The 24,615-nt window shown below is 69.9% G+C and carries 17 protein-coding genes and 1 tRNA gene; 10 read left to right on the top strand and 8 right to left on the bottom strand.

The genetic code is table 11. From position 1 onward, the window contains the following. Positions 1–5: 5 nt before the first annotated feature. Positions 6–1,160, bottom strand: a complete 1,155-nt coding sequence (locus ACZ6S4_RS43110; protein ID WP_465480424.1) for a serine hydrolase domain-containing protein — start codon at positions 1,158–1,160, stop codon at positions 6–8. Between the two features lie 112 nt (positions 1,161–1,272). Between ACZ6S4_RS43110 and ACZ6S4_RS43105 the strand changes: the two genes are divergently transcribed. Both ACZ6S4_RS43105 and ACZ6S4_RS43100 read left to right on the top strand, forming a co-directional pair. Continuing rightward, positions 1,273–2,379: a sensor histidine kinase gene (locus ACZ6S4_RS43105; RefSeq protein WP_465480423.1), complete on the top strand. Its 1,107-nt coding sequence runs from the start codon at positions 1,273–1,275 to the stop codon at positions 2,377–2,379. Between the two features lie 41 nt (positions 2,380–2,420). Then, positions 2,421–3,029, top strand: coding sequence for a LuxR C-terminal-related transcriptional regulator (locus ACZ6S4_RS43100; RefSeq protein WP_465480446.1), 609 nt, complete (start codon positions 2,421–2,423; stop codon positions 3,027–3,029). Between the two features lie 186 nt (positions 3,030–3,215). On the opposite strand, the gene ACZ6S4_RS43095 is transcribed toward ACZ6S4_RS43100, so the two are convergent. Next, a tRNA-Lys gene (locus tag ACZ6S4_RS43095) sits at positions 3,216–3,287 on the bottom strand. A gap of 655 nt (positions 3,288–3,942) precedes the next feature. Between ACZ6S4_RS43095 and ACZ6S4_RS43090 the strand changes: the two genes are divergently transcribed. Further along, on the top strand, positions 3,943–4,206 hold the full coding sequence (locus tag ACZ6S4_RS43090) for a GlsB/YeaQ/YmgE family stress response membrane protein (RefSeq protein ID WP_465480422.1): 264 nt from the start codon (positions 3,943–3,945) through the stop codon (positions 4,204–4,206). A 373-nt stretch (positions 4,207–4,579) separates the two neighbouring features. Here the strand turns inward: ACZ6S4_RS43090 and ACZ6S4_RS43085 are convergent, their stop codons facing one another. Next, positions 4,580–7,306 carry a helix-turn-helix transcriptional regulator gene (locus ACZ6S4_RS43085; protein WP_465480421.1) on the bottom strand — a complete coding sequence of 909 codons (2,727 nt, stop codon included), beginning with the start codon at positions 7,304–7,306 and terminating at the stop codon, positions 4,580–4,582. Between the two features lie 73 nt (positions 7,307–7,379). Further along, the gene (locus ACZ6S4_RS43080) at positions 7,380–10,160 is read right to left on the bottom strand and encodes an AAA family ATPase (protein ID WP_465480420.1); all 2,781 of its coding nucleotides are present in this window, start codon (positions 10,158–10,160) and stop codon (positions 7,380–7,382) included. 194 nt (positions 10,161–10,354) lie between these two features. Here ACZ6S4_RS43080 and ACZ6S4_RS43075 point away from each other — a divergent pair, with 194 nt between their 5' ends. The 6 genes from ACZ6S4_RS43075 (at position 10,355) to ACZ6S4_RS43050 (ending at position 14,217) form a co-directional block, all read left to right on the top strand. Continuing rightward, positions 10,355–11,152: an alpha/beta hydrolase gene (locus ACZ6S4_RS43075; RefSeq protein ID WP_465480419.1), complete on the top strand. Its 798-nt coding sequence runs from the start codon at positions 10,355–10,357 to the stop codon at positions 11,150–11,152. A gap of 25 nt (positions 11,153–11,177) precedes the next feature. After that, on the top strand, positions 11,178–11,966 hold the full coding sequence (locus ACZ6S4_RS43070; protein ID WP_465480418.1) for an SDR family NAD(P)-dependent oxidoreductase: 789 nt from the start codon (positions 11,178–11,180) through the stop codon (positions 11,964–11,966). Positions 11,967–11,982: 16 nt separating this feature from the next. Continuing rightward, positions 11,983–12,537, top strand: coding sequence for an alpha/beta fold hydrolase (locus tag ACZ6S4_RS43065; protein ID WP_465480417.1), 555 nt, complete (start codon positions 11,983–11,985; stop codon positions 12,535–12,537). Between the two features lie 53 nt (positions 12,538–12,590). Further along, a complete protein-coding gene (locus ACZ6S4_RS43060) occupies positions 12,591–12,986 on the top strand; it encodes an alpha/beta fold hydrolase (RefSeq protein WP_465480416.1) in 396 nt (131 codons plus the stop codon). Then, on the top strand, positions 12,983–13,441 hold the full coding sequence (locus tag ACZ6S4_RS43055; protein WP_465480415.1) for a cupin domain-containing protein: 459 nt from the start codon (positions 12,983–12,985) through the stop codon (positions 13,439–13,441). The genes ACZ6S4_RS43060 and ACZ6S4_RS43055 overlap by 4 nt, the downstream gene beginning before the upstream one ends. Positions 13,442–13,626: 185 nt before the next feature. Beyond that, positions 13,627–14,217 carry a hypothetical protein gene (locus ACZ6S4_RS43050; RefSeq protein ID WP_465480414.1) on the top strand — a complete coding sequence of 197 codons (591 nt, stop codon included), beginning with the start codon at positions 13,627–13,629 and terminating at the stop codon, positions 14,215–14,217. Positions 14,218–14,228: 11 nt separating this feature from the next. Here ACZ6S4_RS43050 and ACZ6S4_RS43045 read toward each other — a convergent pair whose 3' ends face one another. The 4 genes from ACZ6S4_RS43045 to ACZ6S4_RS43030 form a co-directional block, all read right to left on the bottom strand. Beyond that, positions 14,229–15,812, bottom strand: coding sequence for a hypothetical protein (locus ACZ6S4_RS43045; protein ID WP_465480413.1), 1,584 nt, complete (start codon positions 15,810–15,812; stop codon positions 14,229–14,231). A 729-nt stretch (positions 15,813–16,541) separates the two neighbouring features. Continuing rightward, complete coding sequence (locus tag ACZ6S4_RS43040) at positions 16,542–17,330, bottom strand: SAM-dependent methyltransferase (RefSeq protein ID WP_465480412.1); 789 nt, start codon at positions 17,328–17,330, stop codon at positions 16,542–16,544. Continuing rightward, positions 17,327–18,283 carry a helix-turn-helix domain-containing protein gene (locus ACZ6S4_RS43035; protein ID WP_465480411.1) on the bottom strand — a complete coding sequence of 319 codons (957 nt, stop codon included), beginning with the start codon at positions 18,281–18,283 and terminating at the stop codon, positions 17,327–17,329. The genes ACZ6S4_RS43040 and ACZ6S4_RS43035 overlap by 4 nt, the downstream gene beginning before the upstream one ends. A 95-nt stretch (positions 18,284–18,378) precedes the next feature. Beyond that, a complete protein-coding gene (locus ACZ6S4_RS43030) occupies positions 18,379–19,527 on the bottom strand; it encodes a calcium-binding protein (RefSeq protein WP_465480410.1) in 1,149 nt (382 codons plus the stop codon). A gap of 247 nt (positions 19,528–19,774) precedes the next feature. Here ACZ6S4_RS43030 and ACZ6S4_RS43025 point away from each other — a divergent pair, with 247 nt between their 5' ends. After that, a complete protein-coding gene (locus tag ACZ6S4_RS43025) occupies positions 19,775–24,586 on the top strand; it encodes an ExeM/NucH family extracellular endonuclease (RefSeq protein WP_465480409.1) in 4,812 nt (1,603 codons plus the stop codon). Positions 24,587–24,615 lie beyond the last annotated feature (29 nt).

The following is a 24,615-nucleotide window of genomic DNA, read 5'->3' as shown; positions in this document are numbered from 1 at the left end:
AGTACTCATATTCCGCGTTGCCCGCACAGTGCATTCTCGACGACCGCATCGGTGGCTCGCTGGTGCCGCAGAGCGAGGTCCGGCCGGGTACCTGACACCGACACCGACACGCTGCGACGGCCGTCGCGGGTGACGCCGTTGTCGCTGGTGTAGCCGCTGCCACCGCCCGGGTGGCTCCAGTAAGTGCCGCCGCACGGCAGGGGCCGCTCGAACAGGCCCAGCCCGTATCTGGCCCCCGGCAGCAGCTCCTCGAACTCCGGCCCGAGTGGCACCGTACGGGTCATCTCGGCGAGCTGCGCCGGCCGCAGCAGCCGGCCACCGAGCAGCGCTCGGAAGAAGCGGTTGATGTCTGCGGTGGTTGAGATGAACGCCGCACCGCCGTCGGCGATGACCTGCTCGGTGACGTCGGTCAGCTCGCCGGCATCGAACTCGTGGTAGCCGCGTGCATGCGGGCCGGGCAGTGTCGGCAGGTTGCCGGGCCACGTCGTGTCGCGCATACCGGCACGGTCGAGGACGCGCCGACGCACTTCCTCGTGCCACGGGCGTCCGGTGACCTTGTCGATCACCATCTCGGCCACGATGTAGCCGACGTTCGCGTACCGCCACGTCGTCCCGGGCGCGAAGTCGGGCGTGTGCCGCAAGGTCCGCGCAAGCAGTTGAGCGGGTGTGTGCACGTCGTACCGGTGCTCGTAGTAGTCGGCGGCGGTGGCGAAGTCGGGCACGTCGTCGTGCAGGCCGCTGGTGTGCTGGAGCAGGTGCCGGACCGTGATGGCGCGGCCGTCGTTGCCGTAGCCGCGGATCACGCCCGGCAGCCACTTCTCCACCGGGTCGTCGAGGCCTATCTGTCCCTCATCCACCAGCTGCAACACCACCGTCGCGATGAAGGCCTTACCGGTGCTGGCGATGCGGGCCCGGCCGTTCGGCGGCACCCGGCGACCGGTCCGCAGATCGGCGACGCCGGCGGTCGCGACGACCGCGCGCCCGTTCGGGGTCACCAGACGCGCTTGCACTCCCGGCAGGCCCAGGGCGTGCACGGCTGCGGTGTCACGACGGAGCCGGTCAAGGTCGGTCAGCCGCCCGGAACCGGCGTGCGCGTCAACGGTGACGCCGACTCCCGCGACCAGTGCGACCGCTGCCACTGCGATTCGTACAAGTTTCATGCCTTGAAACCTAGGAATCCGCGGTGCCGCACCCCATACCGCTGGCTACCGTACCGACGGCTACAGCTGGCTGTAGTGCGGGCCGATGATCGGTTCGGGTACAGATGTGGTCATGACGCGTCGGCGGGCCACGGCCTACCTCCTGGCAATACTCGGCACGGCGGTGGTGTCGCTGGCCGGCCTGCCGATGCTGTGCCTGCCCGGCGTGCGCGAGCGGTGGGCCCGGTGGCACCTGCGGCTGGCCGGCGACCGGCAGTGGCACCCGGTGCGGTTCCGCCGATACCTGCTCTGGCTGACCGTCCACTTCACCACCGGACTGCCTCTGGGACTGTTCGCCCTGCTGGTCGCCGGCAACCTCGTGACCGCCATGATCGCCATGACGCTCTGGTGGGCGTTCCCGGCCGATGAGCCGGTCACGCTGTTCGTCGAGGTGCCGGTCGCCGGGTGGGCGACCGCGGTCGGGCTCGGCGTCGTGCAGCTCGCGGTGCTCGCGGCGGTGACCTACGGAACGTTCCCGGCGCTGGCCCGCGCCCACGCCCGGGTCACTCGCTGGGCGTTGACGCCGTCGGAGGCGGAGCGGCTGGCCGCCCGGGTCGTCGATCTCACCCGCACCCGGGCCGACGTGCTCGACGCGCACGGCGCCGAACTGCGTCGCATCGAACGTGACCTGCACGACGGCGCGCAGGCCCGGCTCGTCGCGGTGGCGATGCGCCTCGCGGTGGCCCGGCAGGTGGCCGGCGACCCCGACCTGGTGAACCGGCTGGTCGCCGAGGCGCACCAGGGCACCGAGGAGGCGATGGCCGAGCTACGCACGGTAATCCGTACCACCTACCCACCGATCCTGGCCGACCGGGGCCTGGCCGGCGCGCTCGTCGCTGTGGCGGCCCGCAGCGGCCTACCGACCACTGTGGACGTCAGTGGCCTCGGCCGGGTACCCGTGGCGGTGGAGACGGTGGCATACTTCGCGGTCACCGAGGCGCTGAGCAACGTTACCCGGCACAGTCGCGCAACTCGGGCGGGCGTCCGCGCGTCCCGTCACGGCGATCTGTTGACCGTGACGGTGACCGACGACGGCGCCGGCGGGGCGGACGAGGCGCGAGGAACCGGCCTCGCCGGCATCCGCCGGCGGGCCGGCGCGCTCGACGGCACGCTCAACGTGCGCAGCCCGACGGGCGGACCGACCGAGATCACGCTGGAGGTGCCGTGCTCCGAGCGGTGATCGCCGAGGACAACGAGTTCCTGTCCGGCGGCTTGGAGCTGATGCTCAGCACTAACGGCTTCACAGTGGTCGCGACCGTCTCCGACGCCGACGCCTTCCTCGACGCGGTCGACGAGCACCGCCCCGACGTGACCGTCGTCGACGTCCGGCTACCACCGACGTTCCGCGACGAGGGCATCCGGGCCGCCATCGAGGCCCGCCGCCGCCACCCGGACCTCCCGGTGATGGTGTTCTCCCAGTACGTCGAGCGGGAGTACGCCACCCAGCTACTCGCCGGCGCCCCGCGTGGCATCGGCTACCTGCTCAAGGACCGGGTCAGCCGCATCGACGAGTTCATCGAATCGCTACGCCGGGTAGCCGGCGGCGGCACCGCGTTCGACCCCGAGGTCATCGCCCAGCTGCTGACCCGGGCCAGCGACGACCCCGTCTCCATGCTGACCCCACGGGAGCGGGAGGTGCTCGCCCTGATGGCCGAGGGCCGCGACAACACCGAGATCGCCGGCCGACTGTTCATCACCGCGAACGCCGTGCACAAGCACATCAACGCCATTTTCGGCAAGCTGGGCCTGGCCCCGACCGACGGCGGGCACCGTCGCGTGCTCGCCGTCCTGACATATCTCGCGGCCCCGGGCCGGCGTCGCCCGGACTGAGGAGCCCAGCGACCGCAGCGGCGAGGGACAGGCGACACCCACGAGGCAGGTCCCGCGGATGCAAAGCGGATCAGGGCTGGACTGATGCACCGTCGTGGCTGCTCGTGGACTGCTCGCCGGCTACCCGGAACCGGGCGAATACATCGTATTGATCCGGTTACTCAGTGACATAATCGCAGGTCAAAGTGGGCCGCCCGGGACTCGAACCCGGAACCTATGGATTAAAAGTCCACAGCTCTGCCATTGAGCTAGCAGCCCGCGTCGATCAGGGTACCTGCCCAGGGTTGGTGACAAGTGCCCTGTCCCTGGCGCGTCGGTGTTTGCGCTGCTCAGAGGGATGCCGCCCGAGCAACAGACTGCTGAGCAGGGTTGGTGTTCGTAGCTTGCCGGATCTGCGAGCAACCATGCAGCAACCAGCCCGAACGCGGTCATGACGTGGTCCGGCTCGTAGCGGCGTGGTCCGGCAGGCGGCGGGTTCCGCAGTGGCCGAGGAGACAGCTACCGAACCACGCAGCGTGCAACCTCGAACACCGTGGTTCCGTCGTGCCCGCGGAGCCGTGTGGGAGGAGGACCGTGAAAAGGTCCGAGGAGGACGAGTTCCAGGAGTGCGTCGGCGTACGGATGGAACGCCGGTGGCTCTCAGCGGTCGACGGTCATGAATTCGTGTCGGCGGCGTCCGAGATCAGAAGGCCAGCCGCTGCCTCCAGCACTGACTGGCCAAGGTCCTACCTGATCTCATCGCGTGTGTTTGCCGGTCACGCGTTAGGGAAACAACCGTCATCGTTGATCGTGCTTGCCGCAACCGACCTCACAGCATGATTCTTTTGCTGGGTCCTCGCTGGCGGGCTCGTGTATCACCCGGCACGTGCACAGACATCCCAAGCACACCGGAAACCTCACCGAAGGGCGCCTCATGTCGTTCATCTGGGCCATCATCGCCGGGTTGATCATTGGTCTGATCGCACGAGCGATCCTGCCGGGCCGGCAGAACATCCCGATCTGGTTGACCATCCTCCTGGGTGTGGTCGGCGCCATCATCGGCAATCTCATCGCCTCCGCCCTGGGCGTCGAGGACACCAAGGGCATCGATTGGATTCGCCACATCATCCAGATCGCCGCCGCCGCGGGCTTGATCGCCGTCGTCGCCCCCCTGTGGGCGAAGCGCGTGCACCGGTAACACCACAGCACGCCCATACATCAGAGGGGCAGAGCGGAACATCCGCTCTGCCCCTCGCCCGTAAGGCCGAGCGCGGCGCTGACGGCCAGGACCGCTACAGGCTCAGGCCGTGCAGGTGTTGCGCATTGTCTGCAGGACCGTCTTCTCCGATGCCCGCAGCGTGAGTGCCCAGTACGACTTCACGGCGATCCCCATTTGGCGTAGGTGCACCGGTAGAAGCTGATCGACGGTTGCAGGTCGAAGGGTCTTGGTCGCCCTTGCCCTGGTTCACGTTGTCGTGACGTGTCGTTGGCGAAGCTCTGCCGCCGGCTGGTGGTCCTGTAATCGGCTCCGGATCGCCACGCAGCCGCCGGGGAGCCCTGACCCGACCCACTTAACCTCGTCGCTGCTCCGCGAGGACCGAGGCCAGATTGCGGCGGGAGGTGATGGTGAGTTTCCGGAAGACCTTGGTGAGGTGGTATTCGACGGTGGAGGTGCTGAGGAACAGCCGGGCGGCGATTTCGCTGTTGGTGGCGCCGGCCGCGGCCAGGCTCGCGACCTGCTTCTCCTGCGGAGTGAGGTCGCGGGTGGCCTGCTCGTTGCGCTTGCGGGGTCTCTCACCGGTGGCCAGCAGCTCCGCTCGGGCCCGCTCGGCGAAGGCGGCGGCGCCCATGTCGGTGAACATTTCGTAGGCGGTGCGTAGTTCGGCGCGGGCGTCGGCGCGCCGGCGGCGACGGCGGAGCCACTCGCCGTGGAGCAGGTGGGTTCGGGCCAGTTCGGTGACGATGGTGGTCTGGGCGAGCAGGTCCGCTGACTCGCGGTAGAAGTCCTCGGCCTGCTCGTCGTCGGCCATCAGGGCCCGGCAGCGGGCGAGCAGGCCCAGCGCCCAGGGGGTGCCGCTGGCCTGGGCGCGTTCCTCCATCCGCGTGAGCGCGGCCTTCGCGGCATGGTCGTCGCCGCCGCGGACGCCGGCCTCGACGATCTCGTGCAGCGAGCGGGTGGCGACGCCGGGCTTGTCGCGGCCGAAGGTGGGCAGCAGCAGCACCAGCGCTTCCCGGTAACGTCCCAGACTGATCTCCAGGACGGCCAACGAGTTTCGTACGCAGTCGTCGAAGCCGAGCTGCTGGGCGGCGACCGCCCGGGTCTCGGCTTCGCGTCCGCTCCAGGCGAGCAGCTCGATCCGTTGGATGCCGCCACGGTGCGGTTGGCCGACCACGTCGGAAAGGTCGGCCAGCTCGTCCTGGAATGCGGCGGCGACCTCGAAGCGGCCGGCCCGCAGCTCCCACGTGGCCCCGGCGACCAGCGTGGTCCGCAGGGTCCCCAGTGCGCCGTGGTCGCGGTCGTGGGCCTCGAGCCGGCGCCACGCCCGCCGGCCGCCGTCCTCGTCCCACACGTCCTCGGCGGCGAACATGCTGATCACGGCGAGCGGCAAGCACTCCTCGGCGAGGCTCGCGCTGGTCAACGCGGCCAAGGCGGCACGCATCAGCGGTACGGCCGGGCGATAGCCGACGGAGATGCGGGTGGTGTAGCCGTACAGGAAAAGATCGGCGTAGCCGTACCGGAATTCATCGGTCCGGGTCGAGGCCGGCGAAGCCAGCACCGCGCGGGCCAGGTCCTGCAGGGTGAGGGCGGCTTCGCCGTCGTCAGTGAACAGGACGGCTTGGAGTGCCTCGAACATCATGGTCCGGGCGAGGCCGGCGTCGACCGTGGCGATCGACCCGGCCGCGTCCAGCAGGATGGTGGCGGCGCCGGCGAACCGGCCGGTGTACATCTCGGCGATCGCCCGGGTCTGCCGGGCAACGGCTCGCGGCACCGGATGGTCGAGACCGCGCTCGGCCCGGTCCAGCATCGGGCCGACGGCCGCCGGGTCGCCGAGGACCAGATGGGCGTGGGCCGCCGCGACCAGGCGCGCGGCCTGGGCCCGGGGTTCCGGGGACAGCTCGGCCGCGCGGGTCAGGAAAGCGGCCCGCTCGGCGTTACCGCCGCGAGCCCGGGCCCGTTCGGAGGCTTGTTCGAGTTCCGCGGCCACCTGCTCGTCGAGCCCGATGGTGGCTTCCGCGCGGTGCCAGGCGTGGCGGTCGAGATCGAGCGCCGGATCGCAGACGGCGGCCAGGGCGGCGTGGGCCCGGCGCCGGCCGGCCGGATCGGCGCCGCGGTACACCGCCGAACGGATCAGCGGGTGCCGGAAGTGCAGCTGCGGGGTCAGGACGCCGGCGGACAGCGCGGGGTCGACCCGGTCGGCGGCGATGCCGAGATGGTCGGCGGCCCGCCAGAGCAGCGAGGGGTCCTCCGGCGGGGTGGCGGAGACGAGCAGCAGTAGCGTCTGAGTCTCGGCCGGGAGCTGCTGGATCTGCCGGAGGAAGTGGTTCTCCAGGAAAGCGCCGACCGGCAGCGGGCTGGGCAGCGGGGTGATCCCGGTCAGCTGCTCGGCGGTGAGCGCACGTGCGAGTTCGAGCAGCGCCAGCGGGTTGCCGCCGGTGCCGGCGACAATCTTCGCGGCAACCCCGCCGTCGAGATGTCCGGTGATGCTGGTCGACAGCAGGCTCCGCGCGTCGTCGTCGGGCAGCCCGGCCACGGTCAGCGCGGGTAGTCCGCTGACCAGGTCCGGTCCGTGCGGGCGAGTGGCGAAGAGCAGCCCGATCGCCTCCGCCTGCAGGCGGCGGGCGACGAACGCCAGCACTTCGGCTGACTCCCGGTCCAGCCACTGCGCGTCGTCCACCGCGCACAGCAGGGGCTGGGGTCCGGCGGCGTCGGCGAGCAGGGTGAGTGCGGCCATTCCGGCGAGATAGCGGTCCGGCGCGACGCCGGCGAGACGGCCGAACGCGGTGTGCAACGCGTCGCGCTGCGGTGCGGGTAGCGCGTCGATGCGGGACAGCCAGGGACGCAGCAGGCGGTGCAGGGCGGCGAAGCCGAGGCGCATCTCCGATTCCACCCCGGCGATCCGTACGGTGTGCACGTCCGGGCATCCGGCGGCGGCCTCATCGAGCAGGCTGGTCTTGCCGGTCCCGGGCTCACCGACCAGCACGAGCGTGCCGCTGCGTCCCTCCCGGACGCCGGCCAGCAGGTCGGCCAGGACGCGCCGCTCCCGATGCCGGCCGATGAACAGTCCCGTCCGTTCCATGTCCGCACCGCCCCCGTGTTCCGCCTGGAACAAGGGGAACATCGGACGCTTCCGGGGGCCCTAGGGTCGGACCCTAGGCGTCAGATCCGGGGTCCGGGACACGGAGGGCGTCGGCAAGCAGCCGGCGGGAGGAGATGCCGAGCTTGGCGTAGATGTTGGACAAGTGGTATTCGACGGTCTTCTGGCTGACGTAGAGCTCCGCCGCGGCTTCCTGATTGGTGCGCCCACTCGCGATGACATAGGCCACCGACGTCTCCCGCTCGGTCAACGTCGGCCGGACACCGGAATCGTTCTCGGACACGATCAGTCCGTTCGCGACCAGGTCGGCCTCGCACCGCCGCCGGAACGGCACGGCCCGCAGCAGACCGAAGCGACGGTGTGCGCGGTGCAGCCAGCCCGCGGCGTCGCGACGTGACGACGCTCCGGTGGCCAGCAGGACCTTGCCGTACGCGTGTTCCAGCATGGCCCGGTACAGCGGCGCGGTGTCCGCGTCCGCCTCGGCACTGAGGGCCTGCCGATAGATCTCCACCGCGTCGAGCGGACGGTGCCGGGCCTCGGCGAGCCGGCCGTCCATCCGCGCCACCACGTCCCGCAGATAGCCGGTGCCGTCATGCTGGGCACGCAGGTCGTGCAGCGCGGCAGAGGCATCGTCCAGCTGATCCATACCGGTCAGAGCCTCGACGAGCAGCGACTGCTGCCACAGCCAGAAGGGCTTGTACCGCAGGTGAAACCCGCCGGGGTCGTCGAGCAGTGGCCGCAGCGCGCTCGCCATGGCGGGATGGTCGGCGCGAGCCTGCGCCATGGTCGCCGCCGCCAGTGACGAGTAAACAGTCTCCGGGGCGGACCCGAGACGTTGCACCAGATCGGAGAGCTCGACGAGGCGCCCCTGGGCTCGGTCCCAGTCGCCGCGACCCGCGTCGACGCAGACGGTCGCGAACCGGGCCGCCGCCTCGAAGGCCGTCAGTTCCTGGGCCTGGACCACGGCCAGAGCCCGCTCCGCGGCGGACTCGCTCTCCTCCCACTCGCCGGCCAGGTAGAGGACGACGGATTGCAGCGCCAGGGTCACGGGGCCGAGCTTGGACCCGGCGCCCTGCCGGTCGCGCAGCGCGGCGGTCGACAGATCGGCGCTCGCCGACACGAGATCACCCAGGAACAGCCGCAGGACGCCGCGGGTCGCCAGGGTGTCCAGGTTGTCGTTGCGCACCGCTGCACTCGACATCGGCAGGTGGGTGAGGTCGCCGAGCGCGGCGCGCGGGCCCTCGTGCCACATCCGGCCGGTCGCCAGCAGCGCCCGGGTGAGATCGACGGTGGCCGGGTCGAGATCACCGATCGTCAGCGTGCGGCGGGCGATTCCCGCCGCCTCGGCGCCCCGGCCGGTCCAGATCATCATCTGGGCCAGGAACGTGCCGGCCAAGGCGGCGACCCAGCCGGTTTCGGGTGCTTGCCGGGCATCCTGCCAGGCTTGTTCCAGATGCGTCTCGGCGGCCGGCAGCCGGCCCGCCATCATGTCCATGATTCCGAGGACGCAACTGCGCAGCGGACCGGGCGAGCAGTCCTCGACCTGCTCGCGCAGCGCCGGGATGCCCGCGGGCTGCGGGGTGCGCAGCGTCTGGGCGCACGAGGCGAGCAGCCGGCGCTCCCGATCAGGGCGGGCGGCGGACAGCGACGCCGCCCACGCGAGGCGGGTGGCGGCCACCGCGCTGCGCCCGCGCGCGGCCTCCGCCATCCCGGACCGCTCCAGTCGGGCGGCGAGGTCCTCGTCGGTGGTGGTGGCCGCCGCCACCCGGTGTGCCCAGCTCGAGGCCGCGTTCGCCAGCTCCGCCGCGCCGGCATGCAGGCTCCGGCGCCGTTCCGGGCCAAGCGTGTCGTAGATCGCGTCCCGGTGCAGGGCGTGCACCAGCGCGACCGGGCTGTCCGGCTCTGTGGGCCACCACTGCGCGAGTCCGGCGGTCAGGACCGGGCCGAAGGCGCGGGTCGGGTTCAGCGAGCCGGCGAGGCGGCCCACCGTGGCCAGTGGCGCCCGCGCGTCCAAGACCGCCATCGCCTCCAGCAGCTCTCGCGACTCGGCCGGCAGGTTGTCGAGCTGGGCCCGGATACCGACCAGAAGCGAGCCGGGCACCGGCCACCGTTCCAGCGCGCCGTCGCGCAGCACGTCCGGCGGGATCTCGGACAGCACGGTACGGACGTGCAGCGGGTGTCCGCGGGTGTACTGGTACAGCCGGTCGCCAAGGGCCGGCGTCAAGGCGCCGTCGAGCAGAGCGTGGGCGAACTGTACGACTTCGCGGTCGTCCAGGCCGCCGAGCTCGACTTTCACCGTACGGTCAGAGGCGCGCAGCAGCCGGTCCACCGTCTCGGCGGACGATCCGCCGTCCGGCCGGGTCACCAGAACGGTGAGGATCCGGTCGGCCCACAGCCGGCGCAGCACAAAACTCAGTGCCTGGACCGACTGCCGATCGGCCCACTGCAGGTCGTCCACGATCACCGCAACCGGCTTGCCGGGCTGCTGCAACTCGCCCAGCAGGAGCAGCAGCAGCCCGCCGATCACATGCGGGCCGGTCTCCGCGGCGGGGTCGGTCAGCAGCGGGAACTGCCGCAGTGCGGTCGGGTCGGCACGCCGGATGAGTTGCTCGATCACACCGTACGGAAGGTCGGCCTCCGAGGGGTCACCGGTGGCCCACAGGACCGTGAAGTCGTCCAGGGAGGCGGCACATCTGCGGACGAAAGAGGTCTTGCCGATCCCGGGCTCGCCCTCGACCACGGCCAGCCACGACTCTCCGGCCCTGACCTGGTCGGCGCAGTCCCGCACCCGTTCGGAATCGCGCACCCGGCCCACGAAGAGTTCACCACTGGTCAAGATCGCTCCTTGGGCACCGTGGCGACCACCCGTTGAACCTGCACCGCGACGTCCCGGGCCGCAACTGACGACTCTAGAAATCCCCAGCTGTGCGGCGCAACCCCGATACCCGGACTGTGGCCTTTCCCTGATTCGAAGGCACCGTCCGGGTGGTGTCCTGACCGAGAGATCCGCTCAGCGCTCGGAGGACCTTCATGACGACACCGACCCCCATCGTCTTCATCCATGGGCTGTGGCTGCACGCCACCTCATGGCAACCGTGGATCGAACTGTTCACCGCGGAGGGTTACGCACCGATCGCCCCCGGCTGGCCCGGCGACCCGGACACCGTGGCCGAGGCGCGGGAGAACCCGGAGAGCATCGCCGACCACGGCATCGACGACGTCGTCGAGCACTTCGCCGGAATCATCAAGACACTGGACGCACCGCCGATCCTGATCGGTCACTCGTTCGGCGGGATGATCGCCCAGAAGCTGCTCGGGCAGGATCTGGCCCGGGCTGCCGTGGCGATCGACGCCGCGCAGATCAAGGGCGTGCTGCCGCTGCCGCTGTCGGCACTACGCGCCACCCTGCCGGTGTTCAAGAACCCGGCGAACAAGCATCGCGCGGTTTCGCTGACCGCCGAGCAGTTCCGGTTCGCGTTCGGCAACGCGATCCCCGAGGCGGAGTCGGACGCGCTGTTCGAGCAGTGGACCATCCCGGCGCCGGGCAAGCCGCTGTTCGAGGCCGCCGCCGCGAACTTCAGCCCGCACTCGCCGGCCAAGGTCGACACCGGCAACGAATCGCGCGGCCCGCTGCTGCTGATGACCGGGGGCAAGGACCACACCGTTCCGGAGGCGGTGGTGCGGGCGACGCTCAAGCAGTACCGGCACTCCGAGGCGGTGACCGACATCGTCGAGTTCCCGGACAAGGGTCATTCGCTGACCATCGACAGCGGCTGGCGCGAGGTCGCCGACACCGCGCTGACCTGGTTGCGCCGGCAGTCGCTCTGAGTCCGTACGTCGAAAGGGGTTTGTCATGGATGTCGGCGTGTCCGGTAAGAGCGTGATCGTCACCGGCGCGAGCCGGGGCATCGGCCTGGCCGTCACGCGCGCCCTCGCCGACGAGGGCGCGTCCGTGGTGGCGGTCTCCAAGAACGGTTCGGCTGACCTGAAGGCGCTGGAGGAGACCGGGCAGGTACTGGCCGTCCCAGCAGATCTCACTGATCCGCAGGGGGCCGCCGAGGTCGTCGAGGCGGCGGTCGCGGCCTTCGGGCGACTGGACGTGCTGGTCAACAACGTCGGCGCGGTCCGGCCCCGGGTCGGCGGGTTCCTGTCGGTCACCGACGACGACTGGGACGCGACGCTGGCCATCAACCTGCTGTCCGCGGTCCGGATGACCCGGGCCGCGCTTCCCCGGCTGGTCGAGGGCGGCGGGGGCAGCATCGTCACGGTCGGCTCGGTCAACGCCGTGCTGCCCGATCCGCTGGTGATCGACTACAGCGCCGCCAAGGCCGCGCTGTCCAGCCTGTGCAAATCGCTGTCCAAGGAGTTCGGGCCGTCCGGTGTACGGGTCAACACGGTCAGTCCCGGCCCGGTCGCGACCGCGCTGTGGCTGGGTGACGGCGGGGTCGCTGAGACCGTCGCGAAGGCCACCGGAGGTGATCCGACAGCCGTCGCGAAGAAGGCCGCCGGCGATGCGGTGACCGGACGGTTCACCCGGCCCGAAGAGGTCGCCGACCTCGTGGTGTTCCTGGCCGGCGACCGAGCCGCGAACATCACCGGCGCCGACTTCGCCATCGACGGCGGCCTCGTCAGCACCCTGTGATCACCAGGAGTTCCCGATGCGCTTGCCCAGTACGCTTTCCCGTCCGTTCGGCCTCGTCCTGGCCACGGTGATGGCGGTGGCCGGCCTCACCGGTACTGTCGTCACCCGGCAGGCCGGCGCCGTCCCACCGGTCTCCGGCGCGGCCGCCGCGGAGGAGATCCCCGCCGGCTTCAGTGAGCACAAGACGCAGATCGGCCCGGTCGGCATCCACTACGTGATCGGTGGGCACGGGCCGACCCTGGTCCTGATCCACGGCTACCCGCAGACCTGGTACGAGTGGCGGCACATCATGCCGACCCTGGCCGAGCACTACACGGTCATTGCGCCCGACCTGCGCGGCGCCGGCGGCAGTGACGCCCCGGCGACCGGCTACGACAAGAAGACCCTGGCCGCGGACCTGCATGGGCTGCTGAGCCGGCTCGGCCGGACCAGGGACGTCCGGATCGTCGGGCACGACATCGGCACGATGGTCGCCTACGCGTACGCCGCCGCGCACCGCGCCGACGTGACAAAGCTCGTACTCAGCGAGGCGCCGATTCCGACCCGGGCATCTACGACTTCCCCTCGCTGACCAAGGACGGGCCCGGCGCATGGCACTTCGGCTTCTTCGCTCTCGCCAACGGCATGCCCGAGGAAGTAATTCAGGGCCGCGAGGCGCTGTGGATCGACAAGTTCATCGACAACCTCGAGGTCAAGAAAGGCTCGATCACTCCGGCGGAGGTCGCCGTGTTCGCCGGGCACCTGCGCGAACCCGGCCACCTGCGGGCGAGCCTGGCGTGGTTCCGCACCCTGCCGCAGGACATGTCGGACAACGCGCGCAATCGAAAGATCAAGCTCACCATGCCGGTACTCGCGATCGGCGCGTCCGGCAGCCTCGGGCCGCTGGTCGGTGAACAGGCCGCCGAGTATGCCCGGCACGTCACCCCGATCACCGTCGCCGACTCCGGCCACTGGGTCTACGAAGAGCACCCGGCCCAGATGACCGGCCTACTGCTTCATTTCCTGAAAGGAAAGAAATGACCACGCTGCCGGAAGCCGGCTCCCCGTTCTGGTTCCTCGGTGGGCAGGCCCGCGTGCTCGTGCCCGGCGAGACCACCGGCGGCACCCTGTCGGTCGTCGAGTTCACCGACGCGGCCGGCCACGCGCCACCGATGCATGTGCACGAGGGCGAGGAGGAAGTCTGGATCGTCCTGGACGGGAAAATCCGCTTCTTCGTCGGCGACGAGACGTTCGACCTGGAGCCGGGGCAGGCCGCCTACGGGCCGCGGGGTGTCGCGCACAGCTATCTGGTGCGCAGCGAGACCGCACGGCTGGCCGCGGTGTTCGCACCAGGGCAGGTCGAGGAGTGGTTCACCGGTAACGGTTCGCCGGTCTCCAGCATTGACGAGGCGCCAGCCGCGTTCGACATCGGGGCGATCCTTGCCTCTGCGGACGCGTTCCGTGTACGGGTAGCCGGTCCTCCGCCGACCGAGTAATGCCGGCCGGTCCCCGCCCCCTTCGAACGGGTGCTCGACGGCCTGGAGCTGTGGCTGGCCAAGCACCCGGGCGAAGCCTCGACCCGAACGGCATCGATGCCCTTGACTTCCTTTGAGCCGCCAGACAACCTTTAACAAGGTTAACTGAAGCGGGGAGGCTGTCCATGCAGCGACTGTCGGTGGCAATGAGGTCATCTCTGGCGGCGTTCGCCGCCTGCCTGCTCATCGCCCCCACAGCCGCGAACGCTCACCAACCATCCCCAAGCACCCACGAGTGTGCGACCCCGTCGATCGATCGCCTCCAGCAATGGCTGGCCAGCGGCGAGGGCACCACCATCCCAGCGACCGGCAGCCTGCTCGTGCCCACCCGCACCGGCTACAAAGCCGAAGTCACCTTCCTGAACGCGGAATGGCACGTGGTCGTCGTCTGGCTCGCCAACCAGTTCGAGGCCCAGGTCGACCTGTCGAGATCCAGGGGATTCTGGCTGACCTACAGCGCGACCGACGACCTGTACGTGCAACTACGGCCCGCGTCGCACTGGAGCGGCGGCGCTCAATGGGCCACCGCCATCCCCTCGACCCACGGGCGGACGGTGACCAGGTTCTTCAGCTTCCGGCCCGAGGCGTGGACGGCAGTGCCTGAGCTCGGCGCCCCCGCCCACTCGTTCGCCGAGGCGATCAGTGAGGCTCGCGGCCTGGTCTTCGTCGGCAAGACCCCGAACGAGCTGACCTTCCGGGGCATGCGCTTCCACCGCTACACCCCGCCGTGCCTGTGATCCGACCCGGATCAATCACGGTGTAGGACGTCGCGCATCCACTTGAACGCGGGCGGACGGCGCCTGATCCCGAAGCCCGCGTACACCTTGTTCAGCACGTTCTCGCTGTAGCCGGCCATCACCACGACGCTCAGCAGGACGACCGTCGACGCGCCGGCGGTGGAGATCCATGCGGCATGCTCCGGGAGTCTTTGCACCAGGACCGCGACCGCCACCGCGAAACCGGACGTGACGAGACAGATGGCGGCGCAGACGCGGAGCAGCCGGCGCACCAGAGCATGGGGAGTTGAACCCTCCCCTTCGAACATCTGCTCGGTGAGGCGGGTGTTCGTGTTGGTGAACGCCGCGGCGCCGAACAGCGCGAATACCGCTGTCGCGATCCACCAGGCCATGCCGCTGTCGAGCAGCAGCGAGGGAATGATCTCCGTAACACCGAGAACCACGGGGATGGCGGTGTCTCGGAAGGTGGGTGTCCAGCGCAGGATCGTGCTGAACCACAAATATTCGTACGAGACAATGATCAGACCGGCGAGGCTCAGAGCGGATTGGGCGATGGCTGGCGCGAGCTGACCGCTCTCGGCCGCCTTCAAATATTTCACCGTCTCGACCGTGATCACGCTCAGGGCCACGCCTTGAATGATGCTGATGTTCATCAGGTAGCCCTGCGGAAAGATCTCAATCGAACGCCGCGCCAGGACCACGGTATTCAACGGCTCCAGCTCGGTCATCTCTTTCTTCTCCGCGACGGCGGTCGCCGGCCCGCTCCCCTCCGGCGGCTCGGGCGGCTCGTCCGGCAAAGGTGAACCGGAATCTCCGGCCGCCACAGCGGCGCGGCGCTCGCTGGCGGCATAGGCGACTCCCACGCTGAAGGCCGCGCCCAGGAGCAAGGCAACGACCGGCAGGGCGTCCGGCAGCACGGCGTCCGCAGGAGTCAGTGAGATCAGCGTGGCCGAACAAACCAGGGAGAAGAACGCCAGACCGGCGCCGGCTCCGGACAGCCGGGAATCGATCCGGTCGGACGCGGCGCCCTGGTCGTCCCTGCCCTCTGAGGGGAGGAAGCGGAAGGATACGCACGCGATGACGGTCGTCGCCAGTGCACCGATCGCCACCCAGTCCGCGGCGACGAAGCCGACGTCAGGACCGTACTTCTGACCGAGGTGATCACGGACTCCACCCCACATCAGGAGCACGAGAAGTGGCGGCAGCACGTACACCGTCAATCTGCGCAGGAGCACGAGGGCGACCAGGCCCTTGTCCCGCCAGAGATCGCTGAGCAGAACCAGAACGGAGTAGAAGAGCATGATGCCGGCCACGCTGAATCCCATGCCGGAAATCGCCTGGAGGACTGCCACGCGCGGGGTGCCGGCCCGTTCCCCCGTCATCACCGCGTAATTGAGGCTGGACGCGATGAGGGCGGCGAAGGCGCTCGTCAACGGCGCCAGGCTGCGCTGGAAGGCGGTGGGTGCGCCGATGTCGGGCCGCAGTGTCGCGACCGCGACCAGGGCCGCGAAAGAGAAGCCCGCCAGCACCCCGGCGAGCTGCGAATAGTAGCCGGCGATCTCGGGCAGGTCCGCGGGTTCCGCTGCCACCAGCACGCGATGTCTCCCACCTTTCGTGGCCCATGTCAGCCGGCGACCGGCGTCGCCGAGGCACATGGTTGACCCGAAACGCGTCCCTCCACATCGGCCGGTCGGGCACGCGGCGCGTTCCTGATCGGATTGTTTGCGCCGTCCGGTGGTGGCGGTGATAGTCCGATCAGTGGAATCGGTGCAGGCTTCGCGCCTGTCCCGCTGTCCGGCTTTCGCGCGTCATTTTTAATGGATGATCGGCGGATGTCCGCTGGACTGCCACATCGAGCAACGTTCGTTCTCCTACGGAGAAACGTTGGGGGCCCGCGTGGACAACTGCAGCCACCTGGACTGGAATGCTCGGGTAGCAAAAACCACGGGAGAACGACTCCTAGCCGTACGTTCTCATGCTGCCGTCGTTCTTCGTCCTGCTCCTGGACAGCTTCTTCTTTTCGGTGCTCTCCGGCGAGCAGAGCTGCAACCGGGCGTGGACCGAAACGATGATCGCTGCCGGCCTGCCGGCCTGCCGGCCTGCTGGACACCGGGTCGCTGGGGTCTTCGGCGGGCTGGGCTGGGTCATCTACAACGCTCGCCGGGGAGAGCGCGAACCGCTTCGGATCGTGCTGATCACGTCGCATGTGATCGCGGTGATCGTGCTGCTGCTGATCGGCGAGTCGTTTTCTCAATCACATTCGCCGTGCTCGGCGGCCGCTCCAGGGAGCAGTGGCAACCCTCTCCCCGGCGCCCGGCCCGACGTCAGGCAGGCTTGCGACCCACCCCGACCAAGTTGTGCAGCGGCCGCGTCTCCCCCGGTTCGATCCGCCACCGAGTCACATCCACCAGACCCGGCTCCACCAGCTCCAGCCCCTCGAAATAGCCGGCGATCTCCTCCGGACTCCGCATCGCATAAGGCGGATTCGCCGTAGCGTTCCAGATCTTCATGACCTCGTTCAGCTCCGGGTTGGTGTTGGTCCCGTCCACCACCACCAGATAGCTCCCCGGCGCCAAGGCGTCCATGATCCTTCGCACGATGGCCGCCGCCTCCTCGGCCGACGGCAGATGCGCCAGGATCCCCGACAGCATCAGCGCGACCGGCTTCGTGAAGTCCAGAGTGCGCCCCGCCTCCCGCAGGATCGTCTCCGTGTCGCGCAGGTCCGCGTCGATGTAGTCCGTCGCGCCTTCCGGGCCGCTGGTCAGCAGTGCCCGGGCGTGCACCAGCACCAGCGGGTCGTAGTCGACGTAGACGATCCGGGACTCCGGGGCCACCTCCTGGGCCACCTCGTGGGTGTTGTTCGTGGTCGGCAGGCCGGTGCCGATGTCCAGGAACTGCCGGACGCCGGCCTCGCCCGCCAGGTAGCGGACGGCCCGGTTCAGCACCGCGCGGTCGGCCCGGGCGATGTCGACGATGATCGGGTATTCCTTGGCGATCTGGTCGCCGAGGTCACGGTCCACCGCGTAGTTGTCCTTGCCGCCCAGCCAGTAGTTCCAGACCCGGGCCGTCTGCGGGACGGTGGTGTCGATCTGCGGTGCCTGTCCGTCGGTCATCGAGGATGCCCTTCGTTCGGTGGGGTCCGTCGTGGAGAACGGGTCCGTTGTGGAGTGCGGGTCCGTTGCGGAGTGTGCAGGTCGTCGATGATCCGTTCCAGGATCCCGGCGGTGTCCCGCAGCGGCGCGGCCTCGACGAACAGGCGGTTCGCCGCGTGGAAGTAGAAGTCGATGTCCGCGCGGCTGTGCAGGTACAGCGCGCTGGTGAGCTGTTCGAGGTAGACCATGTCCGGCAGGTCCGGCTCCGGGAACCGCAGGATCGTGAACGAGCCGCCGGCCGTCGCGTGCCCGCCCGCGGCCAGGGGCAGCACCTGCAGCCGTACGTTCGGCGACTTGGTCACGACGGTGATCAGCGCCTCCAACTGGTCGCGCAGCACCGCCCTGCCGCCGACCGGGCGCCGCAGTGCCGCCTCGTGCACCAGCGCCCACAGTTTCGGCGGGTCGGGGCGGTTGAGCACCTGCTGCTGCGCCAGCCGCTGCCGTACCCGGCGTGGGACGACTGCCCGGGCGTACGCCTCGGTCTGCAGCAGGCCCGGCACGGACTGCACCTCGTAGGTCCGGATCAGCGACGCCCGCGCTTGCAGGCTCAGGTACCGCTGGAACCAGTTCGGTGTCACGTCGCTGTAGGAATGCGAGCGGCCCGGCGCGTTGGCCTCGCGGACGCGCGCCAGCAGGGCTGCCCGTTCGTGAGCGTCGTGGATGCCGTAGAGCGACAGCAGAGCGAGGACGTCGGGCTCCTCGAGGGGGACCCGGCCCAGCTCCATGCCGGTGATCGCCGGCTCCGCGAGGTGCAGCGGAGCGCCGGCCTCGGCCCTGGTCAGGCCACTGTCCTCACGCAACTGCCGCAGGTAGGCCCCGACGAGAACGCGCACGGCTGAGGGGGTGTCGCCTGCCCCGTCCCGCTGGGGTGATGTCTCCACCGCGCACCTCCGGCCGCTTTCCGAAGCCAGCATGCCACCGGAATTCACCCGAAACCAGTACACGGAAGACGGCCCGATCAAGCGGGGGGTAAATCCCGCGCAATCGGGCCGTCCGTCAGTGCGTGCTGTTACTTGACCGCCGCCCGGGCGGTGGCCGCCCGGGTCTGGGCCTGCCGGGCGATCTCGAGCTGTGCGGCCGGAGCAGCCGTACGCGCCGAAGCAGACTCCGCAGTGGCCTCGCAGTTCCGCACGGTGGCCGCCGCCAGCGCCAGGCAGTAGTCGCCCAGCGCGGTCGCGTTGGCGCCGCCGTCGAGCCGGTCCAGGGCCGCGTCGCTGCCGTACGGCCGGCCCGACACGATGTCCTCGCCGATCAGGATGTCGTCGCCCTTGTTGCCGGCGATCGTGTCGTTGCCCGCCTTGCCGTACAGGATGTCGTCCCCGTCGCCGCCGGCGATGTTGTCGTTGCCCGCCTCGGCGAAGATGATGTCCTTGCCCGCGTCACCGGCGATCGTGTCGTTGCCGGCGTCGCCGTAGAGGATGTCGTCGCCGGTCGAGGCGATGATCCTGTCGTTGCCCGCGTCGCCGACGAGCACGTCGTTGCCGGCCGCGCCGGCGATCGTGTCGTTGTCCGAGCCGCCCGCGATCTCGTCGTTGCCGGCGGCGCCCGACAGGAGGTCCTTGCCCGAGCCGCCCAGGATCAGGTCGTTCCCGGCCTCGCCGTAGGCCTTGTCGGCGCCGGGGCCGGCGTCGATGCGGTCGTTGCCGGTGCTGCCGGCCAGGTGGTCGTTGCCCGAGCCGCCGAAGAGCGTGTCGATGCCGCCCTTGCCGTACAGCTTGTCGTTGCCGGTGCCGCCCTGCAGCTGGTCGGCAGCCGAGCCACCGGTGAGCTTGTCGGTGCCGGAACCACCGTCGGCGAGCATGTAGACGGAGGTCTTGTTGACGACCCAGTCGTTCTTGTCACCGAGGGCGACGCTGAGCCGCGACGTCTTCTTCTTGGTCTTGCACTTGACCTTGGTCTTGTCGCCCTTGACCGCCTTGCAGCCCTTGCCGGCCTTGATGGCGACCTTGTCATCCAGCGTGACCGTGCGGCCCGAGATGGTGATGGTCAGCCCGTTGCTCTTGCCGAGCAGGGCGTTGAACTGCACGGCCGAGGAGCCGACGACCTTCGCCGCGCCCGCGGACGCCGCCTGGGCGGGCATCGCGAAGAGCGTGGTCGAGGCGACCGCCGCCGCGGTGACGCCGGCGACCGTCAAAGCCTTGCGGTGGAACAGGAACATGCAGAATCCCCCGTGTCGAGAAAGTGTGCTGCGGTGATCGGCGGCGACTATACGTGAGGCATGCTCGTGCTCGGGTGTCGACTCGTATGCCTGTTCGTTACCTGAACGAGCGTTGATCGTCATTGGACCTGCTTACGCTCCGGCGATCAGCACCTTGGAAGGACAAAATTCAATGCGTCGATACATGCCCGCAGCCGGGGTCGCTCCGCGATCCCGGTCAGGGCGGCACGCTTTCGGTGCGGCGTTCGTGGCCACCACCCTCGGCCTCGGTCTCACCGGTCCGGCTCACGCCGCGGAAGCGCCGACCCGCGCCGCGGAAACAACGCCGGTACGCGCGGCGGAAGCGGTGGCGGAACCATTCATCAGCGAAATTCACTACGACAATTCCGGCACTGACAGCGGTGAGGCCGTCGAGATCGAGGCGCCCGCCGGATTTGATCTGTCCGGCTGGCAGATCGTGCTCTACAACGGCAACGGCGGCGTGGTCTACGACACCGACACGCTCGCCGGGACCGTGCCGGCCGCGGGTGTGGTCGTGCAGCGGTATCCGGTGGACGGCATCCAGAACGGCCCGGACGGCGTGGCCCTGGTGAACCCGGCCGGTGCGGTCGCCGAGTTCCTCACCTACGAGGGAGCCTTCCCCGCGACCGGCGGGCCGGCGGCCGGCACCACCGGTGCCGACATCGGCGTCTCCGAGGGACAGAGCACCACCGCGGCCGACTCGCTGCAGAAGATCGACGGTGTCTGGAAGGCATCGGCGGCGAACACCTTCGGCGTGCGCAACGCCGCCGCGCCGGACCCGGATCCCGATCCGGACCCCGCGCCGGGCTGCACCGTCGCGGTCGACCACACCATTGCCCAGGTGCAGGGCACCGGCGCCGCCACCACGCTGGCCGGCACCCGGGTCACCGTCGAGGGCGTCGTGACCGCCGACCACCGCACCGGTGGCTACAACGGCATCTACGTGCAGACCGCGGGCAGCGGCGGCGATCGTCCGGTCGCCGCGGGCACGGCCTCGGACGCCGTCTTCGTCTACCTGCCCACCGGCACGGCTCCCACGGTCGCCCTCGGTGACCTGGTCCGCGTCAGTGGCACGGCGAACGAGTTCAACGCGTTCACCCAGCTCAGCATCGCGGCCAAGACCGACGTGCAGGTCTGCGCGCACGACGCGCCGCTGCCGGCGCCCGTACCGCTGAGCCTGCCGCTGGCCGACGACGCCCGCGAGTCCGCCGAGGGCATGCTGGTCGCGCCGGTCGGGGCGTTCACCGTCTCCGACGTCTACAACACCAACCGGTACGGCGAGATCGTGCTCGCCGCCGGCAATGCCCCGGCCCGCGTGCCGACCGACGTGGCCCGCCCCGGCACCGAGGCCGCGGCCCAGGTCAAGGCGGCGAACAAGCTCGGCCGGATCCTGCTCGACGACGGGCGCACGACGAACCTGTCCTCGGCCGGCCTGGCCCCGCCGTACCTGTCCAAGACCGACCCGGTCCGCGTGGGTGACACCGTCGAAGCGTTCGGTCCCGCGGTCCTGGGCTTCGGATTCAGCGAGTGGCGGCTGCAGCCGACCATCCCGGTCGACGCGGCCACCCCGCCCACGGCCCGCACGACGTTCAAGGACACCAACCCGCGCACCGCGGCGCCCGCCGCGGTCGGCGGTGACCTCAAGCTGGCCAGCTTCAACGTGCTGAACTACTTCGTCCACTTCGGTGGCGAGGCGCGTGGCGCCACCGACGCGGCCGCGCTGGCCAAGCAGCAGGCGAAGATCGTCTCGGCGATCACCGCGCTGGACGCCGACGTGATCGCGCTGATGGAGATCGAGAACTCGGTCCGGTTCGAGGCCGACGACCCGCAGCTGGCACTCAAGACGCTGGTCGGCGCGCTCAACGCGGTCGACGGCGCGGGCACCTGGGACTACGTGCGGTCGCCGGCGGAGCTGCCGGCCGCCGCTCAGCAGGACTTCATCACCACGGCGATCATCTTCAAGCCGGCCAAGGTCACCCCGAAGGGCGCGGCCCGGTCGATCAACGACGAGTCGGTGTGGTCGAACGCCCGCGAGCCGATCGCGCAGACGTTCACCTCGGGCGCGATCACCTTCACCGTCGTGGCCAACCACTTCAAGTCCAAGAGCGCCTCGACCCCGCCGAGCGGCGACAACGTCGACAGTGGGGACGGCCAGGGCCCGTACAACGGCGACCGGGTCCGGCAGGCGAACTCGCTGGCCGGCTTCGTCGACCAGCTGAAGGCCGGCAGCGGCAGCGACCGGGTGCTCCTGCTCGGCGACTTCAACGCCTACACGCGGGAAGACCCGATGCAGGCCCTGTACGACAAGGGCTTCACCGACGTGCACACGACCGGCGCGCCGGACAAGTACTCGTACGTCTTCGGCGGCGAGACCGGCTCCCTCGACCACGGGCTGGCCACCGCCTCGCTCGCCGAGCGGGTCACCGGCGTCGACATCTGGAACATCAACTCCGTCGAGTCGTACGCCTACGAGTACGACGTGTACGCGCCGTTCTACGACGCGGGTCCGTACCGGGCCAGCGACCACGACCCGGTGGTGATCGGCCTGGAGACCGGGCTCACCGCGCCGGTCGACCTGCAGCTGCTCAGCATCAACGACTTCCACGGCCGGCTCGAGTCGCCGTCCACCGCGGGTGGTCAGCCCGTCGGTGGCGCCGCTCAGCTCGTCGGGCTGGTCAACCAGCTGCGCGCGGCCAACCCGAACACCGCGTGGGTCTCCGCCGGTGACAACATCGGGGCGTCGACGTTCGTCTCGGCGATCGACAACGACAACCCGACCCTGGACGTGCTGAACGCCGGCGGGCTGAACGTCGCCGCGGTCGGCAACCACGAGTTCGACAAGGGCCTCGCCGACCTGGTGGGCCGGGTCGAGGACCGGGCGAAGTTCCCGTACCTGGCGGCCAACGTCTACAAGGACGGCAAGCGGGTGCTGCCGGGCTACTCCGTGCAGAGCCTGGGCGGCGTCGAGGTCGGCTACATCGGCGTGGTCACCGAGCAGACCGCTTCGCTGGTCGCGCCGGGCGGCATCGCCGGGGTCGAGTTCCGTGACCCGGTGGCCGAGGCGAACAAGCTCGCCACCGAGCTGTCCGACGGCAACGAGGCGAACGGCGAGGCCGACGTCCTGGTGCTGCTGGCTCACGAGGGTGCCGCGTCGGAGCACATCGGTTCGGCCGCCGAGCTGGCCGCCGACCCCGTCTTCGGCAAGTACACCCAGGTCAGCCCCGAGATCGACGCCATCCTCAGCGGCCACACCCACCAGCCGTACGCGTTCCAGGTGCCGGTCCCCGGCACGTCGCGGACGCGGCCGGTCATCCAGGCCGAGGACTACGGCGTCAAGCTCGGCAAGGCCGTGCTGACCTACGACCCGGCCACCCGGGCCGTGACCGCGTCCACGGCTGAGCTGCTCCCCGTCACGGGCGTCACGCCGGACCCGGCGATCGCCGACCTCGTGGCCCAGGCCAAGGCCAACGCCGCCGAGCTCGGCAAGCAGACCCTGGGCAAGATCACCGGGGACATCCTGCGCGGTTACACCGCCGCCGGTAACGAGGACCGCGGCATCGAGTCGGTGCTGGGCAACTTCATCGCCGACGTCCAGCTGGACCAGACCCGCGACGCCGGCCGGGGCGGGGCGCAGATCGCCCTGATGAACCCGGGCGGCCTCCGGTCCGACCTCAAGTACGGCACCGACGGCACGGTCACCTACGCCGACGCGTTCGCCGTGCAGCCGTTCGCCAACGACGTCATCACCCAGACGCTGACCGGTGCCGACATCAAGCTGGCGCTGGAGCAGCAGTGGCAGCCCGCCGGGGCGTCCCGTCCGGTGCTGCACCTGGGCGTGTCGAAGGGGCTCACCTACTCCTACGACGCCGCCCAGCCGCAGGGTCAGCGGATCATCGCCTCGTCGCTGAAGCTCAACGGGGTCACGCTGAACCCGGCGGGCACCTACCGGGTGACGACGAACTCGTTCCTCGCCACCGGCGGTGACAACTTCGCCGCCCTCGCTGGGGGCAGCAACAAGGTGACGACCGGCGACAACGACCTGACCATGCTGGTCAGCTACTTCGCCGCGCACACGCCGGTCACGGCCGACCCGGCGCCGCGGGCGACCGCGGGCGTGTCGGACTCCACCGCGCCGACGGGCACCTTCGCCCTGAACGCGGCGGCGCTCTGGCCCGGCCAGACGGTCACCCTGACCCAGACCGTACTGACCGACGACGTGAGTGCACCGGCGGGCATCCGGCGGGTCGTCACGTGGGGCGACGGCAGCGCGCCGCAGACCCTGGCGGCCGGCGCGACGACCGCGACCCACACCTATGCGGCCGCGGGCAGCTTCCCGGTGTCGGTCGCGCTGACCGACGAGGCGGGCAACACCGCGGCGGCCGGCTTCACCGGTCCGTCCACGGTGGTGGTCGCGGCGCAGCCGGGCCGGTACGCCCTGGACCGCAAGTCGATCTGGGCGAGCCAGTCCGTCAAGCTCAGCCTCAGCGGCGTCAGCCAGGCCAGCAAGGTTTCCGTGGCCTGGGGCGACGGCGCGACCTCGGTGATGTCGCCGAACGTCGGCAGCGCGGCGCACGTCTACCCGAAGGCCGGCACGTTCACGGTCAAGGTGACGCTGTTCAACCAGGCCGGGGCCGGCACGCCGGTCACGGTCGGCTCGGTCAAGGTCACCAAGGACACCTACAAGCCGGTCGTGACCTTCAACGTGCCGAAGCACGCCGACAAAGCGTCCTCCTGGTCGAAGATCACGGGTACGGCGACCGACAAGGGCGTCGGGGTGGCCCGGGTCCGGGTGAAGCTCATCGAGCAGCGCAACGGCAAGTGGTACTACTACACCGGCCGCACCTGGGTGAAGACCTCCTCGAAGAGCAAGGCCTCGGCCAAGGCGACGGTCTTCACCGTGACGCCGACCGCCCGGGGCACCTGGAGTCTCGGCCTCAAGGGCGTCAAGAAGGGCACCTTGACGGTCACCTACTGGGGCTCCGACAAGGTCGGTAACACCTCGGCCGGCAAGAGCTACACGCGGAAGATCACCAAGTAACGCCGTACCGGAAAAGGAAGGCCCCGACC

Source organism: Actinoplanes sp. NPDC051405, assembly GCF_055586185.1.
Note: the sequence above shows the minus strand (reverse complement) of the source record. Positions and strands in the feature narration are given on the sequence as shown.